Source organism: Phyllobacterium sp. CL33Tsu, assembly GCF_900113985.1.
Lineage (GTDB): Bacteria > Pseudomonadota > Alphaproteobacteria > Rhizobiales > Rhizobiaceae > Phyllobacterium > Phyllobacterium pellucidum.
On sequence record NZ_FORJ01000005.1, the window covers coordinates 105,889 to 132,252 of the forward strand.

Annotated in this window: 26 protein-coding genes; 14 read left to right on the forward strand and 12 right to left on the reverse strand. The window is 59.0% G+C overall.

From position 1 onward, the window contains the following. The first annotated feature begins 73 nt into the window (after positions 1 to 73). On the forward strand, positions 74 to 805 hold the full coding sequence (locus BM074_RS17440; RefSeq protein ID WP_091923725.1) for an SIMPL domain-containing protein: 732 nt from the start codon (positions 74 to 76) through the stop codon (positions 803 to 805). A gap of 65 nt (positions 806 to 870) precedes the next feature. Here the strand turns inward: BM074_RS17440 and BM074_RS17445 are convergent, their stop codons facing one another. Both BM074_RS17445 and BM074_RS17450 read right to left on the reverse strand, forming a co-directional pair. Beyond that, entirely contained in the window at positions 871 to 1,215 is a 345-nt protein-coding gene (locus BM074_RS17445) for a hypothetical protein (RefSeq protein ID WP_091923726.1), read from the reverse strand. 128 nt (positions 1,216 to 1,343) lie between these two features. After that, positions 1,344 to 1,799, reverse strand: a complete 456-nt coding sequence (locus tag BM074_RS17450; RefSeq protein WP_091924006.1) for a YcgN family cysteine cluster protein — start codon at positions 1,797 to 1,799, stop codon at positions 1,344 to 1,346. Positions 1,800 to 2,062: 263 nt separating this feature from the next. Here BM074_RS17450 and BM074_RS17455 point away from each other — a divergent pair, with 263 nt between their 5' ends. Together BM074_RS17455 and BM074_RS17460 are read left to right on the forward strand one after the other, a co-directional pair. Then, entirely contained in the window at positions 2,063 to 4,201 is a 2,139-nt protein-coding gene (locus BM074_RS17455; RefSeq protein ID WP_244532937.1) for an OmpA family protein, read from the forward strand. A gap of 151 nt (positions 4,202 to 4,352) precedes the next feature. Continuing rightward, positions 4,353 to 4,877 (forward strand): TIGR00645 family protein, encoded by a 525-nt coding sequence (locus tag BM074_RS17460; RefSeq protein ID WP_081815992.1) that lies wholly within the window; start codon positions 4,353 to 4,355, stop codon positions 4,875 to 4,877. Positions 4,878 to 4,964: 87 nt separating this feature from the next. On the opposite strand, the gene rpoD is transcribed toward BM074_RS17460, so the two are convergent. Both rpoD and dnaG read right to left on the reverse strand, forming a co-directional pair. Further along, a complete protein-coding gene (gene rpoD / locus BM074_RS17465) occupies positions 4,965 to 6,992 on the reverse strand; it encodes an RNA polymerase sigma factor RpoD (RefSeq protein WP_027233342.1) in 2,028 nt (675 codons plus the stop codon). A gap of 304 nt (positions 6,993 to 7,296) precedes the next feature. Then, positions 7,297 to 9,264 (reverse strand): DNA primase, encoded by a 1,968-nt coding sequence (gene dnaG, locus BM074_RS17470; RefSeq protein WP_091923728.1) that lies wholly within the window; start codon positions 9,262 to 9,264, stop codon positions 7,297 to 7,299. A gap of 350 nt (positions 9,265 to 9,614) precedes the next feature. Here dnaG and BM074_RS17475 point away from each other — a divergent pair, with 350 nt between their 5' ends. After that, positions 9,615 to 11,285 carry a Na/Pi cotransporter family protein gene (locus BM074_RS17475; RefSeq protein WP_091923730.1) on the forward strand — a complete coding sequence of 557 codons (1,671 nt, stop codon included), beginning with the start codon at positions 9,615 to 9,617 and terminating at the stop codon, positions 11,283 to 11,285. Between the two features lie 23 nt (positions 11,286 to 11,308). Here BM074_RS17475 and BM074_RS23095 read toward each other — a convergent pair whose 3' ends face one another. Beyond that, positions 11,309 to 11,473 carry a hypothetical protein gene (locus BM074_RS23095; protein ID WP_153668500.1) on the reverse strand — a complete coding sequence of 55 codons (165 nt, stop codon included), beginning with the start codon at positions 11,471 to 11,473 and terminating at the stop codon, positions 11,309 to 11,311. A 302-nt stretch (positions 11,474 to 11,775) separates the two neighbouring features. Between BM074_RS23095 and BM074_RS17480 the strand changes: the two genes are divergently transcribed. Further along, a complete protein-coding gene (locus tag BM074_RS17480; protein ID WP_091923732.1) occupies positions 11,776 to 13,650 on the forward strand; it encodes a calcium-binding protein in 1,875 nt (624 codons plus the stop codon). Between the two features lie 48 nt (positions 13,651 to 13,698). Here BM074_RS17480 and BM074_RS17485 read toward each other — a convergent pair whose 3' ends face one another. Then, positions 13,699 to 14,373: an HAD-IA family hydrolase gene (locus BM074_RS17485; protein ID WP_091924010.1), complete on the reverse strand. Its 675-nt coding sequence runs from the start codon at positions 14,371 to 14,373 to the stop codon at positions 13,699 to 13,701. A gap of 104 nt (positions 14,374 to 14,477) precedes the next feature. On the opposite strand from BM074_RS17485, the gene BM074_RS17490 reads away from it, so the two are divergent. From BM074_RS17490 to BM074_RS17505, 4 genes are all read left to right on the forward strand, one after another. Continuing rightward, a complete protein-coding gene (locus tag BM074_RS17490; protein ID WP_027233347.1) occupies positions 14,478 to 15,011 on the forward strand; it encodes a DUF1003 domain-containing protein in 534 nt (177 codons plus the stop codon). Between the two features lie 342 nt (positions 15,012 to 15,353). After that, entirely contained in the window at positions 15,354 to 16,109 is a 756-nt protein-coding gene (locus BM074_RS17495; protein ID WP_091923734.1) for a COG4280 domain-containing protein, read from the forward strand. Then, positions 16,106 to 16,330 (forward strand): hypothetical protein, encoded by a 225-nt coding sequence (locus BM074_RS17500; RefSeq protein ID WP_091923735.1) that lies wholly within the window; start codon positions 16,106 to 16,108, stop codon positions 16,328 to 16,330. The genes BM074_RS17495 and BM074_RS17500 overlap by 4 nt, the downstream gene beginning before the upstream one ends. 39 nt (positions 16,331 to 16,369) lie before the next feature. Next, positions 16,370 to 17,566, forward strand: coding sequence for an MFS transporter (locus BM074_RS17505; protein ID WP_244532939.1), 1,197 nt, complete (start codon positions 16,370 to 16,372; stop codon positions 17,564 to 17,566). Positions 17,567 to 17,618: 52 nt separating this feature from the next. Here the strand turns inward: BM074_RS17505 and BM074_RS17510 are convergent, their stop codons facing one another. From BM074_RS17510 to BM074_RS17525, 4 genes are read right to left on the reverse strand one after another with little or no spacing between them, the layout of a single operon-like run. Next, positions 17,619 to 18,398 carry a response regulator transcription factor gene (locus tag BM074_RS17510; RefSeq protein ID WP_091923737.1) on the reverse strand — a complete coding sequence of 260 codons (780 nt, stop codon included), beginning with the start codon at positions 18,396 to 18,398 and terminating at the stop codon, positions 17,619 to 17,621. Further along, positions 18,395 to 18,772, reverse strand: a complete 378-nt coding sequence (locus tag BM074_RS17515) for a response regulator transcription factor (protein WP_091923739.1) — start codon at positions 18,770 to 18,772, stop codon at positions 18,395 to 18,397. Before BM074_RS17515 ends, BM074_RS17510 begins: the two co-directional genes overlap by 4 nt. Next, positions 18,751 to 19,416 (reverse strand): response regulator transcription factor, encoded by a 666-nt coding sequence (locus BM074_RS17520; RefSeq protein ID WP_091923741.1) that lies wholly within the window; start codon positions 19,414 to 19,416, stop codon positions 18,751 to 18,753. Before BM074_RS17520 ends, BM074_RS17515 begins: the two co-directional genes overlap by 22 nt. Then, positions 19,413 to 20,996, reverse strand: coding sequence for a PAS domain-containing sensor histidine kinase (locus tag BM074_RS17525; RefSeq protein ID WP_244532944.1), 1,584 nt, complete (start codon positions 20,994 to 20,996; stop codon positions 19,413 to 19,415). Before BM074_RS17525 ends, BM074_RS17520 begins: the two co-directional genes overlap by 4 nt. Before the next feature lie 482 nt (positions 20,997 to 21,478). Here BM074_RS17525 and BM074_RS17530 point away from each other — a divergent pair, with 482 nt between their 5' ends. After that, positions 21,479 to 21,724, forward strand: coding sequence for a glycine zipper family protein (locus BM074_RS17530; RefSeq protein WP_091924015.1), 246 nt, complete (start codon positions 21,479 to 21,481; stop codon positions 21,722 to 21,724). Positions 21,725 to 21,843: 119 nt separating this feature from the next. Here BM074_RS17530 and BM074_RS17535 read toward each other — a convergent pair whose 3' ends face one another. Continuing rightward, positions 21,844 to 22,596, reverse strand: a complete 753-nt coding sequence (locus BM074_RS17535) for an SDR family NAD(P)-dependent oxidoreductase (RefSeq protein ID WP_091923743.1) — start codon at positions 22,594 to 22,596, stop codon at positions 21,844 to 21,846. A 77-nt stretch (positions 22,597 to 22,673) separates the two neighbouring features. Further along, positions 22,674 to 23,495 (reverse strand): alpha/beta fold hydrolase, encoded by an 822-nt coding sequence (locus BM074_RS17540; RefSeq protein WP_244532955.1) that lies wholly within the window; start codon positions 23,493 to 23,495, stop codon positions 22,674 to 22,676. Between the two features lie 581 nt (positions 23,496 to 24,076). Here BM074_RS17540 and BM074_RS17545 point away from each other — a divergent pair. From BM074_RS17545 to BM074_RS17560, 4 genes are all read left to right on the forward strand, one after another. Next, a complete protein-coding gene (locus BM074_RS17545; protein WP_027233355.1) occupies positions 24,077 to 24,535 on the forward strand; it encodes a carboxymuconolactone decarboxylase family protein in 459 nt (152 codons plus the stop codon). A 43-nt stretch (positions 24,536 to 24,578) separates the two neighbouring features. After that, a complete protein-coding gene (locus BM074_RS17550; RefSeq protein ID WP_027233356.1) occupies positions 24,579 to 24,860 on the forward strand; it encodes a GNAT family N-acetyltransferase in 282 nt (93 codons plus the stop codon). Positions 24,861 to 25,112: 252 nt separating this feature from the next. After that, positions 25,113 to 25,874 (forward strand): SDR family oxidoreductase, encoded by a 762-nt coding sequence (locus BM074_RS17555; RefSeq protein WP_091923746.1) that lies wholly within the window; start codon positions 25,113 to 25,115, stop codon positions 25,872 to 25,874. A 66-nt stretch (positions 25,875 to 25,940) separates the two neighbouring features. Further along, the gene (locus BM074_RS17560) at positions 25,941 to 26,357 is read left to right on the forward strand and encodes a cupin domain-containing protein (RefSeq protein WP_091923748.1); all 417 of its coding nucleotides are present in this window, start codon (positions 25,941 to 25,943) and stop codon (positions 26,355 to 26,357) included. Positions 26,358 to 26,364 lie beyond the last annotated feature (7 nt).

Sequence of the window (26,364 nt, forward strand, 5' to 3'; positions counted from 1 at the left end):
GTTTTGTCTTTTGCCCTAATCCACCCATAATCACCTGCGACGCAGCAACGTCACTTCATCTGGGGAGTTATCCATGACATCGAAAATCCTGACGCTGGCCCTTGCAGTAACCACCATGGTCGCGGTGCCTATGGCTGCCTATGCCGAGGACGCGCCGCGCCCGCGTATCACGGTCACAGGTGAAGGCGAAGCCGCTGCTGCGCCCGACACCGCGATCCTTTCGCTGGTCGTCATGCAGGAAAAGCCAACAGCCCGCGAGGCGCTGACCGCCAACAATGAAGCCATGGCGAAGGTACTCGACGCCATGAAAAAGGCCGGGATAGCCGAACGCGATCTGCAGACCTCCGGCTTTAGCATCGACCCGCGCTATGTGTTCCCGGAAAACAACAATAACCAGCCGCCCAAACCGCCGTCGATCGTCGGCTATGCCGTGTCAAATTCCCTGACGGTGCGCGTACGCGACCTCGCGAAGGTCGGCGACATCCTCGACCAGTCGGTCACGCTCGGCGTCAATCAGGGCGGCAACATCACCTTCACCAACGACAAGCCGGACACAATTCTTGAAGAAGCGCGCAAGAACGCCGTTGCAAATGCCGTTGCGCGCGCAAAGACGCTGACTGCCGCGGCCGGCGTCGAACTTGGCCGGGTCATCGAAATCAACGAACAGAGCTTCAGTCCGCGCCCGGTTCCGATGGCGGCGCGCGGCAAGATGATGGCGATGGATGCGGCATCACCCGTTCCCGTTGCTACCGGCGAGAACACCTACAACGTCAATGTGAATATGACGTTTGAGCTTAAGAACTGAGTTCAACGTAGAGCGGAAATAAAAAAGGGTGCCGACGGGCACCCTTTTTCATTGTTATGTTACGCTTAGCGGACGACCGGGCAACCCGGCGCGCGGGCAAAGACGACTGCCGTGCGGTAGCCGCGCTTCCAGCCGGCGACGCGAACGACATTGCGGTTGACGACGACGCGGGTGTTATACAGGCCCATGCGGCTTGCCTTGCTCGCAGCCTGTCCCGGCGTGCAGGCGGGAGCCGGCCGATAGGGCGGACGGTAATAGTCGCGGCGATAATAATCGACCTTCACCAGCGGCGAAGCGCCATCCGTCATTGGTGCTGCCGTGATCGGCGCTGCTGAAGCGGCATTGACGCCGAGAATTGAACCAAGGGCGATGGTCGCGGTAACAGCCAACGTTTTGAATGAAACAGCCATTTGGCGTTCTCCTGTTTTTGTGTCCGGGATGGGGGGAATTTCCAAGCTTACTGGAATCCGGACAGGAGCGCTTTGTTCCACATTCGATCTGAACAATTCCTCAACGGAGCATTCACATTCGGTTTATCTCAGTCGGATTCTTCGAGCGTCATCATGTGATCGAAATAATCCTCGTCGCTCTTCATTTCATGATCGTAGGCGGTGACCTTGCCGCGCACTGATATCCCGGCCTCGTGCACGGTTTCCCGGCTTCCGGATACGAGCGGATGCCACCAGTAGAGGTCGCGTCCCTCGTCGATCAGGCGATAGCCGCATGTTTCCGGCAGCCAGTCGACGGTGCGCACGATTTCGGGGGTCAGGAAAACGCAGTCGGGGACTTTGGCCTTGCGGTGTACGTAATCCGAACATTGGCAGGTGCCGGCATCGAGCAAGGTACAGGCGACGGTAGTGAAATAAATCTCTTCGGTGTCTTCGTCTTCGAGCTTGTGCAGGCAACAGCGGCCGCAGCCGTCGCACAGGCTTTCCCATTCGGAGCGGCTGAGCTCATCGAGGATCTTTGTCTTCCAGAAGGGTTCAGAGGGCATGCGCTGAAATACATCGCCAGCCGGGCCACGTCCATTCTTAAAACATGAATGCCAGATGAACGGCGCCTTCATGGGGGATACAGGCGCAAGCTGCAAACGTGGGTTCGATCAGTTCGGTCAACGTCGGACCGGCGCATTGCCACGGGCAATGAAAACTGAAACGAAGATCGCAATGGTCAAGCCGTTGCCACAAACCGGAACAAGGTTGCGATCGCGAACTTTTGACGTGTTTCAACAAGAAGGAACGCGAGACAGGGATGACAATGAAACGTACAGCGCTCTTTTTTGCTTCAACAGCAATTCTCTTTTCCTCGCCTTACGCCATGGCGGAACAGCCGCCGCTCAACCGCCCCTATATTTCCTCCAACTCCAACATGCCGGTGGTGGTGGCGCAGGCCGAACAGCCCGCGCCCGCACAGGAGGACCCGGCACAGGAGGAATTGAAGCGCAAGGCGGCGCAACAGGCTGAAGAGCAGGCCAAGCAACAGGCAGAAGAACAAGCCAAGCAGCAAGCCGAAGAAGCCAAGCGGGCTGCACAAGCGGAAGCCGAAAAGGCCGCCGAGCAGCAGAAAGCCATTGAAGAGGAGGCAAACCGAAAGGCTGCGGAAGCCGCGAAGGCTGCAGAGGCTGAAGCTGCCAAGCAGGCGCAGGAAGCCAAGCGCGCCGCTGAAGCCGAGGCGAACAAGGCCGCCGAACAGCAAAAAGCCATAGAAGAAGAAGCAAAGCGCAAGGCGGCCGAAGAAGCGAAGGCCTCGAAGGCCGCCGCGGAACAGGCGGCAGAGGACGCAGCGAAGGCCAAGCGCGACGCCGAGGCTGAGGCCAACAAGGCAGCCGAGCAGCAAAAAGCCATAGAAGAAGAAGCGCGAAAGAAAGCCGCCGCCGAAGCCGATGCGGCAAAGGCTGCTGAAGGCGAAACCGCAAAGCAGGCCGAACAGGCAAAGAAGGCAGCCGAGCAGGAAGCTGCAAAGGCGGCAGAAGCCCAGAAGGCCGCCGAAGAAGAAGCGCGCAAGAACGCCGAAGGCACGCAGAAGGCTGCCGACAAACAGGCCGAACAAGCAGCGGAAGACGCCAAGAAGGCTGCTGATGAAGCAGCCAAACAGGCCGCGCCCGCAACCGAGGCACCCGCAACGGCCGAGCAGCCCGCGACGCCCAATCAACCCGCGGCTGAAACTGCGCCCGCCAAGCCGGCTGACGCCGCGAGCGGCCAGCCGGCAGCACCAGCGCCTGCCGAAGCCGCGAAGCCGGCACCGCAGGAAGCCTCACCCCTCCCGGCCAATGCCGCGCCGGTGCTTGACAGCGACAAGCCCGCTCCAGCGGCGGATGCAAAACAGAAGGGCGGCAAGCGCGGCAACAAGGCCGAGCAGGCCGGCCAGCCTCCAGCACCAGCCGAGCAACCGGTCGCCCAGCAACCAGCGGCACCCGCCGGACCGCCGCCGAAAACCGATGCCGACGTGCAGCAGACGATCGCACCCGTCAAGATCGAGCCCGTGCTCGTCGAAAAGGGCACCCGCACCAAGCAGGCGCGGCGCGACGAGCGGCCGGGCGATGTGCAGGTCATCAAGCAATATGACAACCGCGCCATAGTCGAGGTCGACAACAATATCTTCGTTGAAAGCTCCGACCGCCCGCGCATGAGCCGTAACGCCCAGGACGTCTATTATGAAGACCTGCCGCGCCGCCGCACCCGCGAAACCATTGTCCGGGAAAATGGCGTGCAGATCGTTACGATCCGCAACCGCTACGGCGATGTCATCCAGCGCTCGCGTATTACCCCGGATGGTCGCGAAGTGCTGCTGACCTACGCTCCGGATTATGACCGGGAGGAGCGTGTTAACTGGCGCGACCCCGGCGACGACCTGCCGCCGCTGCGCCTCGACATTCCGGTGCGCGACTACATCCTCGATGCCGAAGAGGCGCCGGAAGAAGAAGTCTATGACTTCTTTGCCCGCCCGCCGGTCGAGCGCGTCGAACGCATCTATTCGGTCGATGAGGTCAAGCGCTCGGCGCGCATCCGCGACAAGGTGCGCCGCGTCGATCTCGACACGATCACCTTCGCCTTCGGGTCGGCCGAGATCGGGGAAGACCAGATCACGCGCCTGGATAGCGTCGCCAAGGCAATGGCGCAGACCTTGAAGAAGAACCCGGCCGAGACCTTCCTGATCGAGGGCCATACAGATGCGGTGGGTTCGGACCAGGCAAACCTCGTTCTTTCCGACAAGCGCGCCGAATCGGTGGCGCAGGCGCTCACCAACGTCTTCGACATTCCGCCGGAGAACATGGCAACGCAGGGCTATGGCGAGCGCTACCTGAAGATCAGGACGGAATCGCCCGAGCAGCAGAACCGACGGGTTGCGATTCGCCGCATCACGCCGCTTGTCGCACCGGTCGCCAGCAACAATTGATTGCAAGGAGACCGTTAAAGCAAAAAAACCCGGGCGATTGCCCGGGTTTTTTGTCGCTGCGGGTTGAGTTCGCAACATCGATTGCTATGTGTTGGCTGAACCCCTGGAGCATTTATTGGCTGAGCCCAGTTCGAGAAATTGGACCCACACTATGAAACGCATTGAAATACTTGTCGAAAATATCATTCTCGCCTCGCGTTGGCTGCTGGTGGTTTTTTACCTTGGCCTCGCTCTCGCGCTCGCAATCTATGCATTTTCGTTCGCCGGTAAGCTGATCGATTTCGTAGCCAAGGTCACCGTACTCGACGAGACCGACACAATCCTCAAAATGCTTGGCCTGATCGATGCCGCGCTGGTCGCGAGCCTCGTCGTCATGGTTATCATCTCTGGCTATGAGAACTTCGTGAGCCGCTTCGACCAGGCGGACGAGGTGCACTGGCTCGGCACGATAGACGCCGGATCGCTGAAGATCAAGGTTGCCTCGACCATCGTTGCCATCTCGTCGATCCACCTGCTCCAGGTCTTTCTGAACCTGACGCAGTTCTCAACCTCGCAACTGACCTGGTTTACGCTGATCCACCTGACTTTCGTGTTCTCCGCGCTGTTTCTTGCCTATATCGACAAGCTCATGGTGAAGGACAAGGGCGAGAAGAAGTCCGACGAGCCTTCGCTTTAGCCCAACAGCTTCCGCTAACACCCCAAAAACAAAACGGGATGGGTTTGCACCCATCCCGTTTGCATTTCTAACAGCTTTATACGCGGCTCAGCTGTCCAGGAACGAACGCAGCTTGCGCGAACGGCTCGGATGCTTGAGCTTGCGCAGCGCCTTTGCCTCGATCTGGCGGATACGCTCGCGCGTTACCGAGAACTGCTGGCCGACTTCTTCCAGCGTATGGTCAGTGTTCATGCCGATGCCGAAGCGCATACGCAGCACGCGTTCCTCACGCGGCGTAAGCGAAGCGAGAACCCGCGTCGTCGTATCGCGAAGGTTGGCTTGAATGGCGGCGTCGATCGGCAGGAGCGCATTCTTGTCCTCGATGAAATCGCCGAGATGCGAATCCTCTTCATCGCCCACAGGCGTTTCGAGCGAGATCGGCTCCTTGGCGATCTTCAGCACCTTGCGCACCTTTTCCAGCGGCATGGCAAGCTTTTCGGCAAGCTCTTCCGGCGTCGGCTCGCGGCCGATCTCATGCAGCATCTGGCGCGACGTGCGAACGATCTTGTTGATCGTCTCGATCATATGCACCGGAATGCGGATCGTGCGGGCCTGATCGGCGATCGAGCGGGTGATCGCCTGACGGATCCACCAGGTCGCATAGGTCGAGAACTTGTAGCCGCGGCGATACTCGAACTTGTCGACCGCCTTCATCAGGCCGATATTGCCTTCCTGGATCAGGTCAAGGAACTGCAGGCCGCGATTGGTGTATTTCTTGGCGATCGAAATGACGAGACGCAGATTGGCCTCGACCATTTCCTTCTTGGCCAGAGCGGCCTCGCGTTCGCCCTTCTGCACCTGATTGACGATGCGGCGGAATTCCGAGATCGAAATGGCGGTTTCCTGCGCCATGTTCTGGATTTCCGTGCGAAGGTTCTTGATCGTGTCCTTCTCGTTCTTGGTGAACTCTTTCCAGCCACGGGTCGTCAGGTTCGAAACGGCCTTCAACCAGTTCGGATCGAGCTCGTTGCCCTGATACTCTTTCAGGAAATCCTCGCGACGCACGCCATAGGATTCGGCAAGGCGCAGCAGGCGCCCTTCGTTTTGCACCAGGCGCTTGTTGATGTCGTAAAGCTGGGCAACCAGAGCCTCGATACGGTTCTGATTGAGCGAAAGCGACTTCACCGCCTTGATCAGCTGGTCCTTGAGCTCCTTGTAACGACGCTCCTGGCTCGGCGAAAGCGAACCCGAGGCGGCAAGGCGGTTCTCGACCTGCTGGTCCTGCAGCTTGCGCAGCTTCTTGTATGTATCGGCGATGACATCGAGCGTTTCCATGACCTGCGGGCGCAGTTCGGCTTCCATCGCGGCAAGCGACAGATTGGCCTCGTCATCCTCGTCGTCTTCTTCCTCGACCGGAGCGTCGCCACCGACATTGGTAATGTCGTCATCGTCGCGCGAGCGGCGCGACTTGTCGTTGCCGCCTGCGGGCCGTTCTTCTTCAACGCGTTCGATGACCGGAGCCTGCTTGGCTTCCGGACCGGCATAGGTCGTTTCAAGATCGATGATTTCGCGTAGCAGAATCTTCGACTCGTTGAGATCCTCACGCCAGATGATGATCGCCTGGAAGGTCAACGGGCTCTCGCAAAGGCCGGAGATCATCGTCTCGCGGCCCGCTTCGATGCGCTTCGCGATGGCGATTTCGCCTTCACGCGACAGAAGCTCGACCGTGCCCATCTCGCGCAGATACATGCGGACGGGATCGTCGGTGCGGTCTGTCGGTTCCTTCTTGGTCGTCGTCGGAGCTACGGCGGTGCCGGTCGCATCGGCAAGCTCACGGGCATCGCTCTCTTCATCGGCGCTGCTGTCGGCTTCCTCGGCGTCTGCGTCCTGCTCGTCATCCTCCACGACATTGATGCCCATGTCGCTGAGCATCGCCATCGTGTCTTCGATCTGCTCGGAAGTGACCTCTTCGGATGGGAGAACTGCATTGAGTTCGTCCATCGTCACATAGCCGCGCTTCTTGGCGAGCTTGATCATCTTCTTGACAGCGTCATCGGAAAGGTCGAGAAGCGGACCGTCCGGCGCGCCCTCGCGCTCGACTTCTACTTCCTCGTTTTCCTTTGCCTTCGTTGCCATATTCTATATCTCCAAGCGGCCTTCGCCTTGTTCATGCATGGTGGAACGGTGCGGCGGCACCCCGGTTCCCCTGCACCATCAAGCTATTGAATGTTCGAGTAGTCGAAATCCTGTTAATGTCGGATTAACCTTGTTATCCCGGTGATGGCGAGCACATTGGATATTTGCCGCATTTGCAGGATTTTCTGCTGGACCCGCAAACATCAACGCAATATCTACAATTCCGCGCAATCTGATTCCGTCATTATTGACCCACGTCAACCCCGACTCAACTGATTCGCGGTAAAAAAGCGAATCAATTCGGTCAAAACCCCTTGCCCGACCGTCCCGAGGGTATTCCGAACCCTTCGATCAGTGCTTCGGTTGCCTGCGCACTTCGGATGGCATTCTGAATATCGAGCAGCCGGTTGAGATTTTCGTCGGTGGCTTCCGTAGCCAATGCAGTTTCAGCGACTTTCAGCTCCTTATGTAGGGTGCTGGCGCGCTGATGCAAGTGAATGGCCTGTCTTAAAGCTTCAAGCGCGTCTTCTTCCGCCGCCTCCGCCGTCGCCGTCCACATGCGGGCGCGCCTTACCAGCGCTTCCAGCGCCTCGATCAGCGCGCCGTGGCCGGTCTCGGTCATCGCCTTGCGCATTTCACGTCCGTCCGCCACGTGATGTTCGGCCATGGCGTTCAGCATCGCGGTATGGAAGCACTTCAGATCGGAATGGGTGAATTCAAGCCGCACGATCGTCTCGAAATCATCCTCAATAAGCCGGGGATGGTTGAACAATGTCATAAGGATTGCGGTCTCGCGCAGGGGAAGCGTAGCGGAGCTTGTCTTGACGAGAACCGAGCGCGCCAAACTTTCCGATACGGCGAGCCGCCCATTGGGAGCCCCTCGCCCCCGCTGGCCATAACCGGCCTGCGGGCCAAAGCTGTTGCGGTTGCTTCCCGGCTGTCCGGCCCCGCGACGCTCATTGCCTCGCGTATTGGCGCTGAAAAACTGCTGGATCCGGTCGCGAACGTCCTGGGCATAATGGCGGCGCACATTCTCGTCACCGATAAGGCTCGTCATCTGCTTCAGCCGCGCCTCGAGTTCGGCGCGCCGTTCGGGCGTGTCGAATATGCCGCCGCTCGTTTCGCGCGCCCACAGCATGTCCGCGAGCGGACGTGCATCATCGAGCACGGCCTGGAATGCCTGCGGGCCGGACGCCTTGACGAGATCATCCGGGTCCTTGCCCTCCGGCAGCACTGCAAAGCGCAGTGAGCGTCCAGGCTTCAACGCCGGCAAGGCGAGATCGATCGCCCGGTGCGCTGCCTTGATACCGGCATTGTCGCCGTCAAAGCAGAGGACAGGCTCGGGCGACATGCGCCAGAGAAGATCGAGCTGATCCTCGGTCAAGGCCGTGCCGAGCGGCGCGACCGCCTGGGCAAAGCCAGCCTGCGCCAGCGCAATAACATCCATATAGCCTTCGACGGCAATCACGGCTTTTGCCGGTTGCCCGCCTTGCGGCTGCGCCGCCTTGCGAGCGCGCAGCGCATTGAACAGGACCTTGCCCTTGTGGAAAAGCTCGGTTTCGTTGGAGTTCATGTATTTGGCAATGGCGTTCGGCGTCAGCGCCCGCCCACCAAAGGCAATGATCCGGCCACGCAGATCCTCGATCGGGAACATGATGCGGTCGCGAAACCGGTCGAACGAGACCGGCTTGTCGTCGCCATAGACGACGAGGCCGCAGGCCTCGATCTGCTCCTTCGTCGCCCCCTTCAGTGCGAGATGTTCTTTCAGCGCATTGCGGCTTTCCGGCGCGTAACCAAGGCGGTAGGCATGCTGCGTTGCCGCGCTCAAGCCCCGATCGCGCAGATAGGCGCGCGCCTTGGCACCGCTTGCTGCCTGCAACCGCTCCTCGAAGAATTGGGTCGCCATTTCCATGACGTCATAGAGAGTCGCGCGTTTTGCCTCGCGAATCTCTGATTCAACGTCGCGCGCGGGCATCGGAATGCCCGCCATGTCGGCGACACGCTGCACGGCCTCCGGAAAGCTCAACCCCTCGAGTTCCGTCAGAAAGCGGAAATGGTCGCCGGTCACCCCACAGCCAAAGCAATGGTAGCGGCCCTTGCGGTCCTCGCAATGAAAGCTCGGCGACTTCTCGCCATGGAACGGGCAGCAGGCCCAGAAATCGCCCTTCGGCGCATTGGTCTTCTTGCGATCGAACGAAACCCGCGTGCCGATCACGCTGGAAATCGGTACGCGTTCCCTGATCTCATCGAGAAAGGATGGCGAAAATCGCATGCTGCTCTTCGTTCGTCAGATTGTAAGCAAGGTCGGATCGCTGCGAACCCGATGTGCAGACCATACTGCAACAAATAAGGTTTGGGCGGAAGGGCGGCAACCCCGTCATCCCCTGTTCATCGCGTTATGATGATTCGGTTTGAACTTTACGATTTTGCGTAGCCGGCAAAACTTCTGCCGGGGCGACACAAATCTGTCATCAAACTGATAAATTATGCCAAATGCGACATGATTTTTCTTAGCCGGAACATATTTTTTTCGCTTTTAGCGCGATATGTTATCTTAACAATCGGCTGCTAGATTCTTCTGGCTGCTATACCGCAATCTCCAACACGAATGGATTGCACCAAGTGAACGGTTCCTCGGTTTTGTTGCATTTGGCGGGCGCGGTGGCGCTGCTCCTTTGGGCAACGCGCATGGTCCGCACCGGTGTCGAGCGCGCCTATGGCGAGCGCATGCGCCGCAGCCTGCGCGGCGTTTTGCACAATCCCGTGCTTGCCGTGCTTTGGGGTTTGATGTTGTCGATCGCGCTGCAATCCTCGACCGCAGTCAGCCTCCTGGTCGGTTCCTTTGTCGGGTCCGGCATTGTCAGCGGGATTGCCGGTCTGATGGCAGTGCGCGGCGCCGAGGTCGGCTCGGCGCTCGTCGTCAAGATCCTGAGCTTCGACCTGACGCTGCTGGTGCCGCTCTGCCTTGTCGCCGGCACGGTAATCTTCATGTCGACCGAGCGCAGCAACTGGCGGCAGATGGGCCGCATTCTCGTCGGTATCGGACTGCTCGTGCTGTCGCTCGAAATGACCGGGCAGGCCACCGAACCCTTGCGCAACAGCGAACTCCTGCCGGTCATCGTCAGTTACCTTAATACCGACCCGGTGACGGCTTTCCTTCTCGCGGCGCTCACGACCTGGCTTTTCCATTCGAGCATTGCAGCGGTGCTGCTCGTTGTCACCTTCGCCTCGCGCGGCCTGATCCAGCCGGAGCTTGGCATCGTCATGATCTGCGGCGTCAATCTCGGCTCGTCGTTCATCGCACCGGTCCTGACCCGCAACGCCGCGCCGAAAGCCCGCATCGTGCCGATGGGCAATCTCCTGATGCGGGGGCTCGGCTCCATCGTCATCCTGACGCTGTATCTCGCCTTCCGTCCGCCCGTTGCCGTTCTTGGCAGCACTCCGGCCGACCAGGTGATCAACGGCCACATCCTCTTCAATGTCATCATTCTTCTTGCCGGGGTGCCGCTGTCCTCGCTCGTTCTCAAGGCGACGCGGGCGGTGGTGGCGCTCAACGCACCAGCCGAGCCGCAAAAGCCCATCGACCATGTCGAACTCAGTGCGCTCGATGAAAGCGTGCTCGATACGCCAAGTCTTGCTCTTGCCAATGCAACACGCGAGACGGTCAGCGTCTGCGAAACGGTCGAGATCATGCTGCGCGGCATTATTGACCTTTACGAAAATCCCGACCAGGCACGCATCGACGAACTCTCGGCGCTCGATGACAAGGTCGACCGCAAGCACGCCGCCATCAAGCTCTATCTCGCCAAACTGACGACGCGGAAACTGTCGGATTATGAGGTGGGCAGGGCGCGCGAACTACTCGGCGCCTGCGTCAAACTCGAACAGGTCGGCGACATCATCGTGCGCAACATGCTGGCGCTCGTGCAAAAGAAGATGGACCGCAAGCTACAGTTTACCGATGAAGGCTGGCGCGAACTCAGCGATTTCCATGCAAGGGTTCTGACCAATGCGCGGATGGCGTTCAACGTCCTCGTGTCACGAGATCGCGAAACCGCGCATCAGCTGGTACTGGAAAAGGATCATCTGCGCGATGCCGAGAAGCAAACCAGCGACAGGCATTTCAACCGCTTGCGTGAAGGAACGACCCGCAGCCTCGAGACGAGTTCGATCCACCTCGATACCATCCGCGATCTCAAGCAGATCAACTCACTGCTCGCCGCAATGGCCTATCCCGTGCTCGAGGAACAGGGGCTCCTAAACACCACACGTTTGCGTGCGCTGCACAGCTGAGCAGATTTCTTTAGGCAACAGGATCAATAGTCGCGATGGACGTGCGTGTTAGAACCTATGAAGGCGCCCATGGCCGAACCGATCAATAGGCCGAGCAATATATTTCCCATCATTGCTTCGCCCACACCTGCACCCACCGACAACCCTGCCAGTATTCCGATAATTGTCGACCACCGATGTTCTTTCATTGTCGCCTCCGTTATTTGCTCAACAACGTAGATCTAGGCGGCTGGTTCCATCCGACATTAACTATCACCTTCAGTTGATCGGTGTTGTCCACCTGAGGTTGGACGCGGGGTGTCGCTTCGAAAATGGAGGGAGAATGCTTCTTCAATACTCCTGAACCGGGCAACGAATAGCCGACGAAAACATTGTTTCTGACGCGCCAGTTTCAGAAATTTGCTCGGATTATTGAAGTAATTTCAAACATTTGACTGTGTATATTTATTGATTGAGATTGCCGCCAGCATCCAACGTGGGGAGTTCGGAAATGGCAAATGTCACAGGTTCTGAGAATGTCGATGTGCTCAAGGGCACGACCGACGAGGACACCATGTCCGGCCTTGCCGGCAATGACCGGCTGATCGGCAGCGCCGGTGAAGACCGCATTGATGGCGGCGAAGGACGCGACACAGTCGATTATCGGGGCTCGGAGACTGGCATCCATGTCGACCTTGAGATCGAACGGCAGGCCGTAACGCCGGGGCTCAGCTATTCCAGCGGCGATACGCTGGTCGATATCGAGAATGTCATGGGCTCGGCCCATGATGACTCCATCACCGGCAATGCGAAGGACAACGTTTTCACCGGGGGCGCAGGAGCCGACCGCCTTTTCGACAATTCCACCACCGACCATGATCGGGCTAGCTATACGACATCGTCCGAAGCTGTGGATGTCGACCTGCGCCGCACGGGCCAGCAGTTCGGCGGCGATGCCGAAGGCGACCGCCTGCACGGCATCGAGAATCTCAGCGGCTCGGCCTTCAACGATCGTTTGATCGGCGATGCCGGCAATAATGTGATCAATGGCGGCGACGGTGCCGATTTCATGGATGGCGGCTCCGGCACCGAGGACATCGCCGAATATACCGGCTCCAAGGCCGGCATCGATGTCGACCTAAACCGCATCGTCCAGCACGGCGGAGCAGCCGAGGGCGACCAGCTCATCGGCTTCGAAGGCGTTTATGGTTCGAAGTACGACGACCACATTGTCGGTGATGCGGGCGACAACTTCCTGACCGGCAATGCCGGTAATGACACCATTGTCGGCGGGGGCGGTTTCGACCGCATCAATGCTGGCGAAGGCAACGATACCATCGAAATAAGCAGTTTGTCGAAGGTCTCCGGCGGCGCCGGCTTCGACACCCTCATCGTCAACGTGACCGATTACGATCGCTACGAGAGCCAAAGCGACGGTTTCAAGGCCGTTTACCAGGCGTGGAACCACGGCGATATCCAGCTTTCAACTTCCGAATACCCCTATGCGTATCCTTCACACACGAAGTACGCGACGGGCATAGAGCGTCTCGAATTCTACGGCAGCAAGCACGGGGATCTAGCGGTCGGCACCGACAATGACGACAAGCTCATCGGCAATGACGGCGACGATCTTCTGGTAGGCGGTCGAGGCGCCGATCATCTCGAGGGTGGCGCTGGCAACGATACTCTCTATGCGGGCGTACAGGGCCTGCAGAACGACATTCCCAACGCCGGAGACTATCTCGATGGCGGGAGCGGCGATGACATTCTCAATGCAGGCAATTCATTTGCGTTCATCGACGGTGGTGAAGGCGACGACCTTCTGCGGCTCACGGTCACCGAGCGGGATGGCGGATACATTGACGTGCGCACTACGGGACTGCAGGGCCAGCACATCTTCAACGTCGAGCATTTCGAGCTCTATGGCGCCCAGGGCGACGACGTTTTGATCGGCGGACGCCATGCGGATCTTCTGGAAGGCGGCGACGGCAATGATCTGCTGCGCGCCGGCTTCAGCAACGATACGCTGCATGGCGGCAATGGCGACGACATGCTCTATGGGGAAGACGGCAATGATGAACTCACCGGCGGGACCGGTGATGATGTATTGTCGGGCGGAGCCGGCGGGGATTATTTCATCTTCAACAGCATCGGCGGACAGGGCCATGATGTCATCACTGACTTCAATGGAGCCGAGGGCGACATTATCATCGTCCAGCGCGACCTCATTTCGACTTTGCATTCCTTCGAGGACTTCATGCACGCCGCCACCCAGACGGAGAACGGCGTGCTCGTCGATCTAGACGGCGACGGCGCGTCGACATCGAGCATCCTCATTGCCAATGCCTCACTTGAAGATTTGACGCCGGACAACGTCCACGTCTGACGAAACCTTACCTTGAAATCAACGAGGGCGCCCGACGGCGCCCTTGCGTTACGCTACATCAACCCTGCGCAGCGACATTCGCCCGTCGTCTTCGACAACCACGTCGAGATGCCGATAATCGAACACCACGGCATGCGCGGTCTCGAGCGCATGCTTGTGGGTTGCCGTGATGACAAGCACATCCGCACCGGCTGCATCGCCGGCCAGGATGCCGGGCACCGCATCCTCGAAGACGAGACAATCGCCGATATCGACGCCGAGCTTTTTTGCTGCGAGCAGATAGCAATCCGGATTGGGCTTGCCGATTGCGACATCTTCTGCGGCCACCATCGTCTGCGGAAGCGGAACACCCGCCGCCGCAAGACGCCGCCTGGCAAGATCGAGCGGCGCCGACGTGACGATGGCCCATTGGGCCTGCGGCAGCTTGTCAAGAAATTCAACGGCGCCCTTGAGCGCGAAGATGCCGCCAACGTCGTCCATCTCGGCCCGCGTGATCTTCAACGCTTCGGCTGCCGGGTCGACGCCCGGCAGGCCGAGCCGGCGCACCGTATCGACGGCGCGCGCGCCATGCATCGTCGGCAGGAACGTGCGGACGTCAATCCCATGACCTTCGGCCCACTTCGCCCAGACCCGTTCGGCGGCGAGCGTCGAACTGATGAGGGTGCCATCCATGTCGAACAGGAAAGCGGAATAACTCTTTTCGAACACGGCTGTTGCTGGCACTCTGCACGTCCTTTCAACTGCAATCATTTTGCCTGAGTTGTAGTGCATTTCCGTCATTGATTGCCAGTCCACGATCAGGTCTCAGTGAATAGGGGAGCACGTCCATGCCTAACGTCGAGCAAGTGAAGCGGGGTTTGCAGGAAGCCGAACTCAGGCTCCTGCATCATCTGCGTGCAGTTCGCCGTGAACATCGCAAGGAGAAGCCGGCCGATCGCGCGCAACTGACCCCGGGGCAGAAGATCGCCGACACGGTCGCCGCGACCATGGGTTCCTGGACGTTCATCATCATCCAGACGACGATCCTGTTCTTCTGGATCATCCTCAACATCACGGCATATGTGCGCAATTGGGACCCCTACCCCTTCATCCTGCTTAATCTTGCTCTCTCGTTTCAGGCAGCCTATGCGGCGCCATTCATCATGATGAGCCAGAACCGGCAGCAGGATATCGACCGCAAGGAAGCAGAGAACGACTACAAGATAAATATCAAGGCGGAACTCGAGATCGAGCTGCTGCACGAGAAGATCGAACTCCTGCACCAGAAGATCGACCAGATGCGCGAAAAGGAAGTTGTGACCCTTGCCGAGACCGTGCAGGAACTGGCCAAGTCACAGGATACGGCGGACAAATCGGAATGAGGCAGAAACGAAAAGGACCGCTGCGGGAGGAGGTGCAGCGGTCCTGATTGTAAATGTACCGCGGGAGGAGGTGCAGTACATTCCAGGTTGGGGTTTCTGGGAGGAGAAGAACCCAACGGTTTGAAGATAGTGTTCACCCTCGGATATTGCAATGCACAAAATTGCATGCGAGCCATGCAATCTGGAGCGTTGACCTTGATCCGCCACCGGGCAGCAAATGCGGATCACGTCGATGGATTCGATTTAAATTCTTGACACGGCTTTGCGTCTATCTAGCGGCCGCGCCGGCAACCGTTACAGTGCCACGTTGCCTAAACCTCTGATTACGGAACGATTTATTCCATGACGAACATCACGACAATCGCTTCCACCATGACGGCGGCTTTCCTTGGCTCCTTCGTCGAGGTCGTCGAAGCCTTCACGATCATTCTCGCCGTAGGCGTATCGCGCAGCTGGCGGCCCGCCATAATCGGCACGGTTCTCGCGCTCGTCGTCCTTGCTTTGATCGTCATAATCCTCGGGCCGCTCCTTGGCCTGATTCCGGTGGAACTGCTGCAGTTCGTCATCGGCACGCTGCTGATCCTGTTCGGCATGCGCTGGCTGCGCAAGGCGATCCTGCGCGCGTCGGGATTCATTGCCCTGCATGACGAGACGGAAGCTTTTGCAAAGGAAACCGACTTGCTCAAGCGTCAGGCCGCCGAGCGCCGCGCTGACTTCATCGCCGGCACGGCGGCGTTCAAGGCCGTCCTGCTCGAAGGCATCGAAGTGATCTTCATCGTCATTGCCGTCGGCGCCGGACGCGGGATGATCGGTTATGCGGCGCTTGGCGCTGCCGCTGCGTGCCTGCTGGTGCTCGCTATTGGCGCAGCGGTGCATAAGCCGCTGGCCCGCGTTCCGGAGAACACGCTGAAATTCGTCGTCGGCCTGCTGCTGACCGCCTTCGGCGTTTATTGGACCGGAGAAGGCCTTGGCGCGCATTGGCCGGGAGCCGATCTTTCGCTCATCGCCATCTTCGTCGTTCTTGCACTATTCTCGCTGATGGCAGTGCGTCTGCTGCGCAGCTATAACGAAGGTCAGGTAAAGGCAGTATTCCGATGAGCTTTCTCGCCTCCGCGTCGAAGGAATTGATCGGCATGTTCATCGACGACGGCGCACTGGCGCTGCTGTCGATCCTGCTGATCGCTATTATAGCTGCAGCCGTGGAATTTGCGGGGCTGCCGGGTCTGACTGGCGGGCTGTTGCTGCTTGCCGGATGCATTCTCATTCTGGCAGAAAGCATCTGGCGCGCCGCGAGAGGGAAGCGGCCGTCAGACACTTGATGGCATGACTACAACCTGTGGCACTTGTGGGAGGCCACCATGGGATCTGATGCGATGCGGGACGTTTCAGCAGCGGGCGATTCGTGGCCCGTCGTGGTCGGTGCGATCGCCGCGCAGGTAATCGGCGGACTGGTACCGCAAATGGCACCCTTCCTCGTCAGCGGGATGATGGACGGACTTTCGCTTTCAGAGCGCGACGCAGGCTTTGTCGCCTTCGTGGAGTTCGTAACCCTTGCTGCCACTGCGATCCTGATTGCGCCTGTTCTGCCCCGGTTTTCCTATAGGAGCGTCTGCCTCGCCGCCGTTGCTTTGACACTGTTGGCGCAAGGAGCGTCAATCTTTAGCACTTCTCTCGGATCGCTCGCATTTCTTCGCGGCTTCGCGGGGGTCGGGGAAGGCGCAATCTACGCTGTGTCGCTTTCCATTGTCGCTTCACGCTGCAGAAACCCGGATAAGGTCTACGGCTATTTTCAGGTCGTCTGGGCCCTTGGAAGCGTTGGGCTCTTCGCTATTGGCGGCCAACTCACGGCCACATTCGCACATCGGGGCATTTTTGCATTTATCGCGGGGGTCACTCTCGCACTCTCCCCGCTACTACTCCTCATTCCGAACGACCGCGCCCGAAACGTCCACCGATCTGCGGCTTTGGTGGTGGCGGCCCCACCTTTGATCGGCGTCATGACGTTTGCGGCGATCATGCTTTATCTGGCTGCTTCCGCTGCGGTCTACACCTTCAGCGCGCCTCTCGGCGAGCGCGCCGGCCTTGACACATCGCAAGTGAGCTATGCGCTGACCATCGCATCCTTAATCGGACTTCTGGGCGCTGGTGCCGCCACCGTCCTCAACTTGCGCTGGGGCCGGGCAATCCCGATCACTGGGTTCTGTGTCGGTTTCGTCCTCATTACAATTGCGCTCTGCTTCTCGCAAAGCGCGATTGTCTATCTGGTCGCCCTCATCGCGTCGGTGGTGATCTACTATTTTTCGATCCCCTATCTTTTTGGTCTTTCAGCGGCACTTGACCGCAGCGGACGTTGGGCAGCAGCGGCGGGTTCGGCCTATCTTCTTGGCTTCGCAGCAGGCCCCCTGCTCGCTGGTGCGACGATTACGGCCGCGGGCTATGCCGGACTCGCCGCGGCTTGCGTGGCAATCACCGCCGGGGCATGGGCGCTGGCGATGGCGGTCAATCGCCGCCTTCGCGAAACGACTGGTACTGGAACGACTGAAGCTCCGGCTTGAAACTGCCGTGCAGGTTCGAGCGCACGCGCTGCCGAAGCCGCCGCCGCATTGTTCAAAATGCCATGGCCGGTCGATGCGAGATTGCGAGGCGGCCAGCATCCGCAATTTTGGCAGGACAGGGCTGAGCTTCCACAGAATTGCGCACGCCTTCAGGCAGCGCCTCCCAGACGTGAACGAGTTCGCCGACTGATGTGAGCTTCATCTTACGCATGACGTTGCAGCGGTGAAGCTTTACGGTGATTTCGCTGATGCCAAGGCAGAATGCGATCTGTTTGTTCAGACGGCCAATCGCGACCTCCTGCATCACCTGACGCTCGCGTGGTGTGAGCAGCGCAAATTTGCTCAGGTGGTCGGTAACGATCCGCGCCTGGGCGCGCTGCTTGGCATCGCGGTCAATTCCCGCGGCTATGGCATCGAGCAACGTCTGGTCGCGTACCGGTTTGGTGAGGAAGTCTACCGCTCCGGCCTTCATCGCCTGAACGGACATCGGGATGTCGCCATGGGCGGTAAGAAAGATAATCGGCTTTTCATCGCCGCTTTCCAGGAGCCGATGCTGGAGATCGAGACCGCTCACGCCCGGCATGCGCACGTCGGCGACAATGCATCCCGGCCGATCAGAAAGCTCGGCTTCGAGGAACTCTTGCGTCGAACCGAAGCTGATTGTGTCGAGGCCCACCGACTGCATCAGTTCGTCGAGTGCTTCACGGAGCTTCGCATCGTCATCGACGAAGATAACCAATGGAGGCTCCGCGCCGCCCCAATCGCTCACGGTCTGCGATCGATCGGGTACGGTATGCCCCAGGCTTACATTTGCATGATAGCTTATGCTCATTTTGGTGTCCCCTTTCCAGTCAGTGCATCGCCGATCGCTGCAAGCAACGCTTGCCCGTCGAAAGGCTTGCGGAAGAACCAGCCATGTCTGGGCTGCATTTGCTCTGCGAGTTCGTGCCTGCCCGTAATCAGGATCACAGGCAGGTCGGGGTGTTTGTCTTTCATCAAGCGCTGCAGTTCAAAGCCATCCATACCTGGCATGCCGATATCGGTAATCAGGCAATCGATTTCATGCGCAGCGTTGCTCTCCAACAGTTTCCTGGCGGACGAAAACGCCCGCACGACATGTCCCGCGGATTCGAGGAGATCCTCGAGCGAGTCGAGCAGGCGCTGATCATCATCGACGATCGCAACTACAGACTTCTGGTTGTACATTCGCGCGAGCTTCCGGATCGTCTGGAATGAGTGACTGGGATGCGCAGCTTCTCGGCGATCCTCACCAGGTCGGCGAGCGACGCCGCTTCCATCTTGTGCATGATCTTGCTGCGGTGGATTTCGAGGGTAATCTCACTGATGCCGAGTTCCGCTGCCGCCTGCTTGTTGAGAAGGCCGCTGACAACGAGTGGCAATACTTCTCGCTCGCGCGGCGTAAGCTGCGACAGCCGGCGCATAAGCTCAGCCAGTTCGGCGCGCGTCGTACGTTGTTCACGGTCGCGCCGGATCGCCGCCCGCACTGCCGCGATCAGATCAACCTCCCCGACCGGCTTGGCAAGAAAGTCGACCGCCCCACCCTGAATGGCCCTTACCGATGACGGAATATCGCCATGGCCCGTGATAAACACGATCGGAGGATGCGCGTCACTCGATAGCTGCTTTTGAAATTCCAGGCCGTTGACGTCAGGGAGTTCGACATCGAGGATCAGGCACGCGGGAAGATCCGGCTTCGGACAGGCGAGATAATCGGCGGCGGCAGCAAAGGTCTCGGTTCGCCATCCGAGCGATTCCAGTAGTTCGCCGAGCGCCTCGCGTACGCGTGCGTCGTCATCGACCACGAAGACGATTTCATCGCGCGGGTTCATGGCGTCTCGCTCGCCGCCAACGGCAGCTTGAAGGCGACAGTCGCCCCGCGCATCTCGTTGTTGGCCATCCAGAGGCGGCCCCCGTGCGATTCGATGATAGAACGGCAGATTGCCAGCCCCATACCCATCCCATGCGGCTTGGTCGTAAAGAACGGCTCAAACACCCGCTCGGCGTCCTTGAAGCCCGTTCCGTCATCTCGAACCTCGATCCGAATGGCGTCAGGGCCATCGAAAGAGGAGAGGATTTGCAGAACATGCTGGCTGTCGGCTGCAGCTTCTATTGCTTCGACGCCGTTGCGGATCAAGTTTACGAGTACCTGCTGTATCTGGACGCGATCGAGCGCAACCGACGGCAGGTCGGGGGCAAGTTCCGTCCTGATGCGTACGTTCTTGGCCGCGGCCTCATCGACCATCAGTTGGCAGACTTCACTGGTCAACCGGTTGACATCTTCCGGCGACCTGGCATGCGGCGTTCGGCGGAAGAGCGCGCGCACACGGCTCACGACATCCGCGGCCGAATTCGCATCGCGGGTGATGCGCTCGGCCGTGATCTTGGCACGTTCGACGTTTGGAGGGGTCGCGGAAAGCCAACGATAACATGCATGGGAATTGGCGACGATGGCTGCCAGCGGCTGATTTACCTCGTGCGCGATAGACGCGGACAGTTCGGCCAGGCTCGCTGCCTGCGTCGCTTGGGCGAGCTTGTCGTATGCGCGTCGAAGCGCATCTTCCGCGTGCATTTGATCATCGATATCGTGACAGAGGCCGAACCACTGGACAATATTTCCGTCCTCATCGCGCAAAGGCTCAGCGCGACCGGACATCCAGCGATATACGCCATCCGACCGGCGCAGACGATACTTCATCGAGAAGCGCTCGCCCGTGCGCAAACAGCTCCCGAGAACGGCCTCCACCTCCCCGGCATCGTCGGGGTGGAAAATAGTATCGAACACCACCGCCAGTTGTTGCGTGTCATCCAAGTCCATCCCGAGGAAGTTCGCCATGCGTTTGTTGACGAGGGTGGTCTCTCCCTGCGGGGTCAGCCGCCAGAGATTGCTCGGGACCATGTCGACGAGCAGCGACAGTTCCCGCTCCCGATCGTGCAGCGCCTCCTGGGCCGTCACCAGGTCGTCGATGTCATGGCAAAGACCGTACCATTGAACGATGCGTCCCGTGTGGTCACGAAGCGGCTCGGCGCGGCTCGACATCCAACGATAGAGCCCGTCGGTTCGGCGCAGGCGATACTTCAAGGAAAAGGGGACGCCGGTTGCGAGACTGTGGCGGAGCGTTTCGCCAAACTCCACTGCGTCTTGTGGATGCAGCACCGTGCTTATGAGCACGTCCAGTCGGCTCATTCCGGGTTTGTCGGTATCTGGAACGTCCAGACCCAAAAAATCGGTCATGCGCCTATTGAAGAATGTCGGTTCACCCTCGGGCGTAAGGCGCCAGAGGTGACTGGGAACCATATCAACGAGCAAGGAAAGCTCGCGCTCCCGATCGCGCAGCGCCTCTTCGGCCTGCATTTGATTGGCAATTTCCATCTGCATAATCGGCTGCTCCTCCCCGACAAAGAAAACCATCGGGCCGCCTACGCTTCCTATACCATTGACTATCGATTTCAGAGCTGCCGACGTCATACGATAGTGTAATCTAGCACTACGCTTATCGCACCTCATGGAAATCCATGATTGCAGAAGGTTGTGGCGAACCAAACGTTTTCGTCCGATCCAAACGTTTTACAACAAAATGCGGGGGTTCCTCCAGAGCAAGCAGGCGCCCGTCAATGAATATGGCCGAATAAACGGCGACAAGCCGCTAGCGATCTACTGCACGAGGCCGAGATAAGTGACTGATGACGCTGTTAACTTGCCTTGGCAGATCGATGGCTCATCCCACCAGGGCGCCTCGCTAAAATCGCGTGACTTTGTGTTGCGATATGCCAATATCAACTTCGCTGGCAAACTTCGCCGCAGCGTGACACCCGATTATGTTCCCTTTCAAAACAGAAAGCCTCACCATGAATCTGGTCCCAGACAATCGCGTTCAGCAGAACCAATATTCAATGCCAAAGTTCGTACTGACAGTCGCCCTCATCATGGGGTTGGCCGGCTGCACAACGACGGAAAAGGACCTCAGCGTCGGCACTGCGGCGGGCGCGATAATCGGTGGTATCGCTGATGGCGGCAAAGGTGCGCTGATTGGCGCGGGCGTTGGCGCGCTTGGCGGCCTGCTGGTCCGCAACCTGCGCAACGGGTATTGTCAGTACCGAGACCGGAACGGCCGCATTTATACGGCGCGCTGCCGTTAGAGGGGCAACCCTTTCTAGAGACACAGGCGATGGCGGCACTGAACCGGGTTCGTGCCGCAGTAGCCGGTGCTTCTTGCTCGTAGGGCCCGGGTTCGGGGCCGGAAAAGCCGCCGTTCCGGCTACGTCGTAACAAGGCCCCCGTCGACGGCAATGACTTGCCCTGTCATCCATGTGGCGCGCGGATCGGCAAGGTGCACGATCCACATGGCCACGTCGTCCGGCACCCCGCGACGGCCGAGCGGGATTGCCTTGCGTTCCTGCTCGGTGACCGCAACGATTTCTTCAGGTGACAGATTCATGCGATCACGCAGGAAATCGGATTCCACCGGTCCTGAAGCGATGGCATTGACGCGTATCCCCTGCGGGGCGAGTTCCAGTGCCCAGCAACGGGTGAGGTGCTCGACCGCGGCCTTGCTCGATCCATAGATGGAAAGCACCGCCGCAGCCTTGCTGCCGAATGTGCTCGACATGTTGATGATCGTACCTTTGGTCTCCGCCAGGTGCGGGACTGCCGCCGCGGCAAGAAGCAGCGGTCCCGTCACATTGACGGCGAACACGCTGGAAATGGTGTCGGCATCGCTCTCGATCAGCGGCCTGATTGCACCAGCTCCGGCATTGTTGACGAGAACATCGAGGCGACCCCAGCGTCTGATGGCAGCATCGACCGTCTGATGTGCTGCTGCCGGATCGGCTGCATCCGCCACAAGGCCCTCTATGTTGGGATTTGCGGCAGTGATTTCCTGGAGAACGGCAGGGCGGCGTCCGGTAATGAGGACTTTAGCGCCCTGCGCCGCAAATTGCTTGGCTGCCGCCAAACCGATGCCGCTGCTGCCACCAGTTATGATGACAACCTTGTCGTGAAAACTTTCCATCTAACACCTTCGATTATTGGCCACCCATCATCGACTTTGATGTCGGCAGCGACGCCCGGTTGCTGCCGACGCATCGCTCAGCTTCTTATGAACGCAAGCAGATCGGCGTTGATGACGTCCGCATTGGTCGTGCACATGCCGTGGGGAAAGTCCTCGTAGACCTTCAGGGTGCCATGCTTCAAAAGCTTCACGGTCAACAGCGCCGAATCGGCAACCGGAACGATCTGGTCGTCGTCGCCATGCATCACCAGCGTCGGAACATCGATGGCCTTCAGGTCGTCGGTGAAGTCGGTTTCGGAGAAGGCTTTTATGCAGTCATATTGAGCCTTCGCCCCGCCCATCATTGCCTGCCGCCACCAGTTTGCGCGCACGGGTTCAGACAAAGTCGCCCCCTCGCGGTTGAAGCCATAGAAGGGGATGGGAAAATTCCAGTAGAAATCCGCACGGTTGGCAGCGAGTTGATGGCGCATTCCGTCGAAGACATCCAACGGGGTGCCGTTTGGGTTAGCTGCAGTTTTCACCAATATTGGTGGAACCGCGCCTATCAGGACGAGCTTTGCAACACGCCCCTTGCCATGACGGGCCACATAGTGGGCTGCCTCGCCGCCGCCGGTCGAATGGCCGACATGAATGGCATCGCGCAGATCAAGAGCCTTTGCGAGCTGAGCGAAATCATCGGCATAAGTATCCATATCATTGCCGGTCGCCGTTTGGGTCGAACGCCCGTGGCCGCGACGATCATGGGCGATGACCCGGTATCCCTTGTCCAGGAAGAAGAGCATCTGCGTATCCCAATCGTCACTGGAGAGCGGCCAACCGTGATGGAAGACGATGGGCTGCCCCGTTCCCCAATCCTTGTAAAAGATTTCTGTCCCGTCCTTGGTCTTCAGCATTCCCATTGTGTAGTTCCTTTCTGTCTGGTTCGCGGTCATAGGTGAAACCCGCTTTGCGCTGAACGCCGTCGACGGCATGGCAGCAAAGACCGTCGCGCTCGCCGCAAGCAGCAGGACGTCGCGGCGGGATGCTTCGATCGGTTCAATCGGAGTGGGTTCTTTCATGGAGTTCTCCTCGATGGATTGGGCCGGACAGGTTGGATGCTCGCCTGCCAATTCGTCAGCTGTAGGAAGAAACCGGAAAAACTCCTGCATTCATCATCCCTGTCGCGTCCGGTTGACACGGCTCGCACTTGAAAAATTAGCGGCTGAGTCGAGCTCCTGCATCCCATCCATAGGTTTGGATGGCTCATACCGAGGGTGACATTGAGCAGTTTGAAATTGAGGGGCGCGGCGGTTCGGTTAGGCGCGATCGGCCTCGATCAGCAATCGTTTGCCGAAACGGGCGACCAGGGCCGCGCGGCTCCTGGCATTGCGGGATGGTTCACCTGAACGAAAGAATAGGATCGCTCCCCATCCGGTACGATAGCGAACGCGCCTGCGAGGGTCATGATGGTCGCGCAGATCATTTTTAAGGAGGACCCGAAATGTCGCCCCGCTTCATGCCATTCAAAACTGCTCCCGAACTCATTGAAGCTCTTACCAAAGTGGAGAAGGTCCTCGCCACCGGCGGGCTCGAGCCCAGCCTGGGGGAACTCGTCAAGCTGCGCGCTTCCCAGATCAACGGCTGCGCCTACTGCATCTACATGCACGTGAGTGACGCCCGCGCGCGCGGCGAAACAGAGATGCGGTTGTTCATGCTCGATGCATGGCGCGAATCTTCGCTCTACACCGATCGCGAGCGCGCGGCCCTGGCGTGGACCGAGTCCCTGACCAGGGTTGCGAAGACCGGTGCCCCAGATGAGGATTATGCCCTTGTGAAAGACCAGTTCAATGAAGGCGAACTCACCTATCTCACGATAGCGATCGGCATGATCAACCTCTGGAATCGGCTGCAAGTTGGTGCCCGCGCCGCGCACCCCGTCCACGCTGCGACGGCGGCCTGACCATGCTTTGCAGATGCCACCCCGGACCACAGAGGGACAATCGATGAGCAATCCCGTCAAGGACAATGTTGCTGACAGTCGCTACGAGATACCGATTGCCGATGGAGCAATCGCCGCCGCCTACTACAGGATTGAGGATAACGCGGTGGTATTGATTCATACCGAAGTGCCATTCGAATATTCGGGCCAAGGCATTGCCTCGAAACTGGCCGCGGGCGTGTTCGAACTCATTCGTGCGAGCGGACGGAAAGTCGTGCTGAAGTGCCCTTTCATGGCAAGGTTTTCGGCCAATCATCCCGAATACCGTGATCTCGTTGCCGGCTGATTCCGACTGCTCCGTCACGACCTATAGTGCTGAAAAAGCCTTCGCTTCATCGCGAAGGCTTTTTCGTTGCGGTATCAGCCCAACACCGAAGCTAACGCTGGCGCGGGGTGGCTGCCTAAACTTCCGGATAGGTCGCCTAAACCCGGTGACTAGAGCGCTAGGCCCCGTGCACGATGGAATGATTTTCCCTCTCCAATCATTGTCGAAAGCGGTCAACCAATCCGAACACTCACTTTCGACAGGAGAATTGCCATGAAGATCGTTCTTATCGGCGGAACGGGACTAATCGGCTCCAAGACTGCGGCGCGCCTGCGCAGCAAGGGCCACGATGTCCTGGCCGCCTCGCCCAACACCGGCGTGAACACCATTACCGGCGAAGGGCTGGCGGAGGCCCTGGTCGGCGCTGAAGTGGTGCTCGATCTTGCAAACTCGCCCTCCTTCGAAGACAAGGCGGTCCTTGAATTTTTTCAGACGTCGGGGCGCAATCTGCTCGCAGCCGAAACCAAGGCCGGCGTAAAGCACCATATCGCCCTCTCGATCGTTGGAACGGAGCGATTGCCGGAGAACGGATACTTCAAGGCCAAGCTCGTTCAGGAGAAGCTCATCAAGGAATCTTCGATCCCTTACACGATCGTGCATTCCACGCAGTTCCTCGAGTTCCTCAAGGGTATCGCCGACACAGGAACGGTAGGTAAGGTTGCCCGGATTTCACCGGCCTATTTCCAGCCTATCGCAGCCGATGACGTTGCCGATGTGATGGCGGCCGTTGCGGTCGGAAAACCGATCAACGGCATGATCGAGATTGCGGGACCAGAGCGCGTCCGGATGAACGAACTCGTTGCCCACTACCTCAAGGAAATCAACGATCCGCGGACAGTCGAGGCCGACACCCATGCGCTCTACTTCGGGTCCGAGCTGAATGACCAGTCGCTCGTACCCGGCGACGGCGCACGGATCGGCAAGATCGGCTTCCGGGATTGGCTGCGCCAATCGCAGCTGGCGCCGGCGAAGTAGCAATTGAGCAACGGGAAGGAATTTCCCGTGATTCCTTCCAATTCCACAAGCTGAAGGGAAACCAAAATGATCAGAACCATCTTGTTATCGGCGATCATCGTCGCCGGAAATGCAGCGGGCGCCTTGGCTCACGATGCCGGCAAGGAATCGAAAGTCACGCTTGTCTACGAACATGAGCTGCCGAATGTGCCGGGCAAGAGCATGAAGGGCGTACTCGTCGAGTATGGTCCGGGCGGATCGTCCGCTGCACATACCCATCCCGATTCCGCCTTCATCTATGCAACGGTCCTTGAGGGAGCCGTCACGAGCAAGGTCAATGACGGCCCGGCAAAAATCTACAAGGCGGGCGAAAGCTTTTCGGAATATCCCGGCGACCGCCATGCTGTCAGCGAGAATGCCAGCACGACTGAACCGGCCAAGCTGCTTGCGGTATTCGTCGTCAATACCGACGAGAAGGATCTGGTGCTGCCCTACCATGAATAAACAGGTT

Bases quoted from the DNA above. Each gene is read 5' to 3' on its own strand.
- dnaG (WP_091923728.1), bottom strand. From the start codon at position 9,264: ATGCGATTTTCGCCATCCTTTCTCGATGAGATCAGGGAACGCGTACCG.
- BM074_RS17515 (WP_091923739.1), bottom strand. From the start codon at position 18,772: ATGTACAACCAGAAGTCTGTAGTTGCGATCGTCGATGATGATCAGCGC.
- BM074_RS17440 (WP_091923725.1), top strand. From the start codon at position 74: ATGACATCGAAAATCCTGACGCTGGCCCTTGCAGTAACCACCATGGTC.
- BM074_RS17525 (WP_244532944.1), bottom strand. From the start codon at position 20,996: ATGGTTTTCTTTGTCGGGGAGGAGCAGCCGATTATGCAGATGGAAATT.
- BM074_RS17495 (WP_091923734.1), top strand. From the start codon at position 15,354: ATGACGAACATCACGACAATCGCTTCCACCATGACGGCGGCTTTCCTT.
- BM074_RS17460 (WP_081815992.1), top strand. From the start codon at position 4,353: ATGAAACGCATTGAAATACTTGTCGAAAATATCATTCTCGCCTCGCGT.
- BM074_RS17480 (WP_091923732.1), top strand. From the start codon at position 11,776: ATGGCAAATGTCACAGGTTCTGAGAATGTCGATGTGCTCAAGGGCACG.
- BM074_RS17555 (WP_091923746.1), top strand. From the start codon at position 25,113: ATGAAGATCGTTCTTATCGGCGGAACGGGACTAATCGGCTCCAAGACT.
- BM074_RS17505 (WP_244532939.1), top strand. From the start codon at position 16,370: ATGGGATCTGATGCGATGCGGGACGTTTCAGCAGCGGGCGATTCGTGG.
- BM074_RS17500 (WP_091923735.1), top strand. From the start codon at position 16,106: ATGAGCTTTCTCGCCTCCGCGTCGAAGGAATTGATCGGCATGTTCATC.
- BM074_RS17540 (WP_244532955.1), bottom strand. From the start codon at position 23,495: ATGGGAATGCTGAAGACCAAGGACGGGACAGAAATCTTTTACAAGGAT.
- BM074_RS23095 (WP_153668500.1), bottom strand. From the start codon at position 11,473: ATGAAAGAACATCGGTGGTCGACAATTATCGGAATACTGGCAGGGTTG.
- BM074_RS17445 (WP_091923726.1), bottom strand. From the start codon at position 1,215: ATGGCTGTTTCATTCAAAACGTTGGCTGTTACCGCGACCATCGCCCTT.
- BM074_RS17530 (WP_091924015.1), top strand. From the start codon at position 21,479: ATGCCAAAGTTCGTACTGACAGTCGCCCTCATCATGGGGTTGGCCGGC.
- BM074_RS17510 (WP_091923737.1), bottom strand. From the start codon at position 18,398: ATGAGCATAAGCTATCATGCAAATGTAAGCCTGGGGCATACCGTACCC.
- BM074_RS17490 (WP_027233347.1), top strand. From the start codon at position 14,478: ATGCCTAACGTCGAGCAAGTGAAGCGGGGTTTGCAGGAAGCCGAACTC.
- BM074_RS17450 (WP_091924006.1), bottom strand. From the start codon at position 1,799: ATGCCCTCTGAACCCTTCTGGAAGACAAAGATCCTCGATGAGCTCAGC.
- BM074_RS17550 (WP_027233356.1), top strand. From the start codon at position 24,579: ATGAGCAATCCCGTCAAGGACAATGTTGCTGACAGTCGCTACGAGATA.
- BM074_RS17545 (WP_027233355.1), top strand. From the start codon at position 24,077: ATGTCGCCCCGCTTCATGCCATTCAAAACTGCTCCCGAACTCATTGAA.
- BM074_RS17520 (WP_091923741.1), bottom strand. From the start codon at position 19,416: ATGAACCCGCGCGATGAAATCGTCTTCGTGGTCGATGACGACGCACGC.
- BM074_RS17455 (WP_244532937.1), top strand. From the start codon at position 2,063: ATGAAACGTACAGCGCTCTTTTTTGCTTCAACAGCAATTCTCTTTTCC.
- rpoD (WP_027233342.1), bottom strand. From the start codon at position 6,992: ATGGCAACGAAGGCAAAGGAAAACGAGGAAGTAGAAGTCGAGCGCGAG.
- BM074_RS17535 (WP_091923743.1), bottom strand. From the start codon at position 22,596: ATGGAAAGTTTTCACGACAAGGTTGTCATCATAACTGGTGGCAGCAGC.
- BM074_RS17560 (WP_091923748.1), top strand. From the start codon at position 25,941: ATGATCAGAACCATCTTGTTATCGGCGATCATCGTCGCCGGAAATGCA.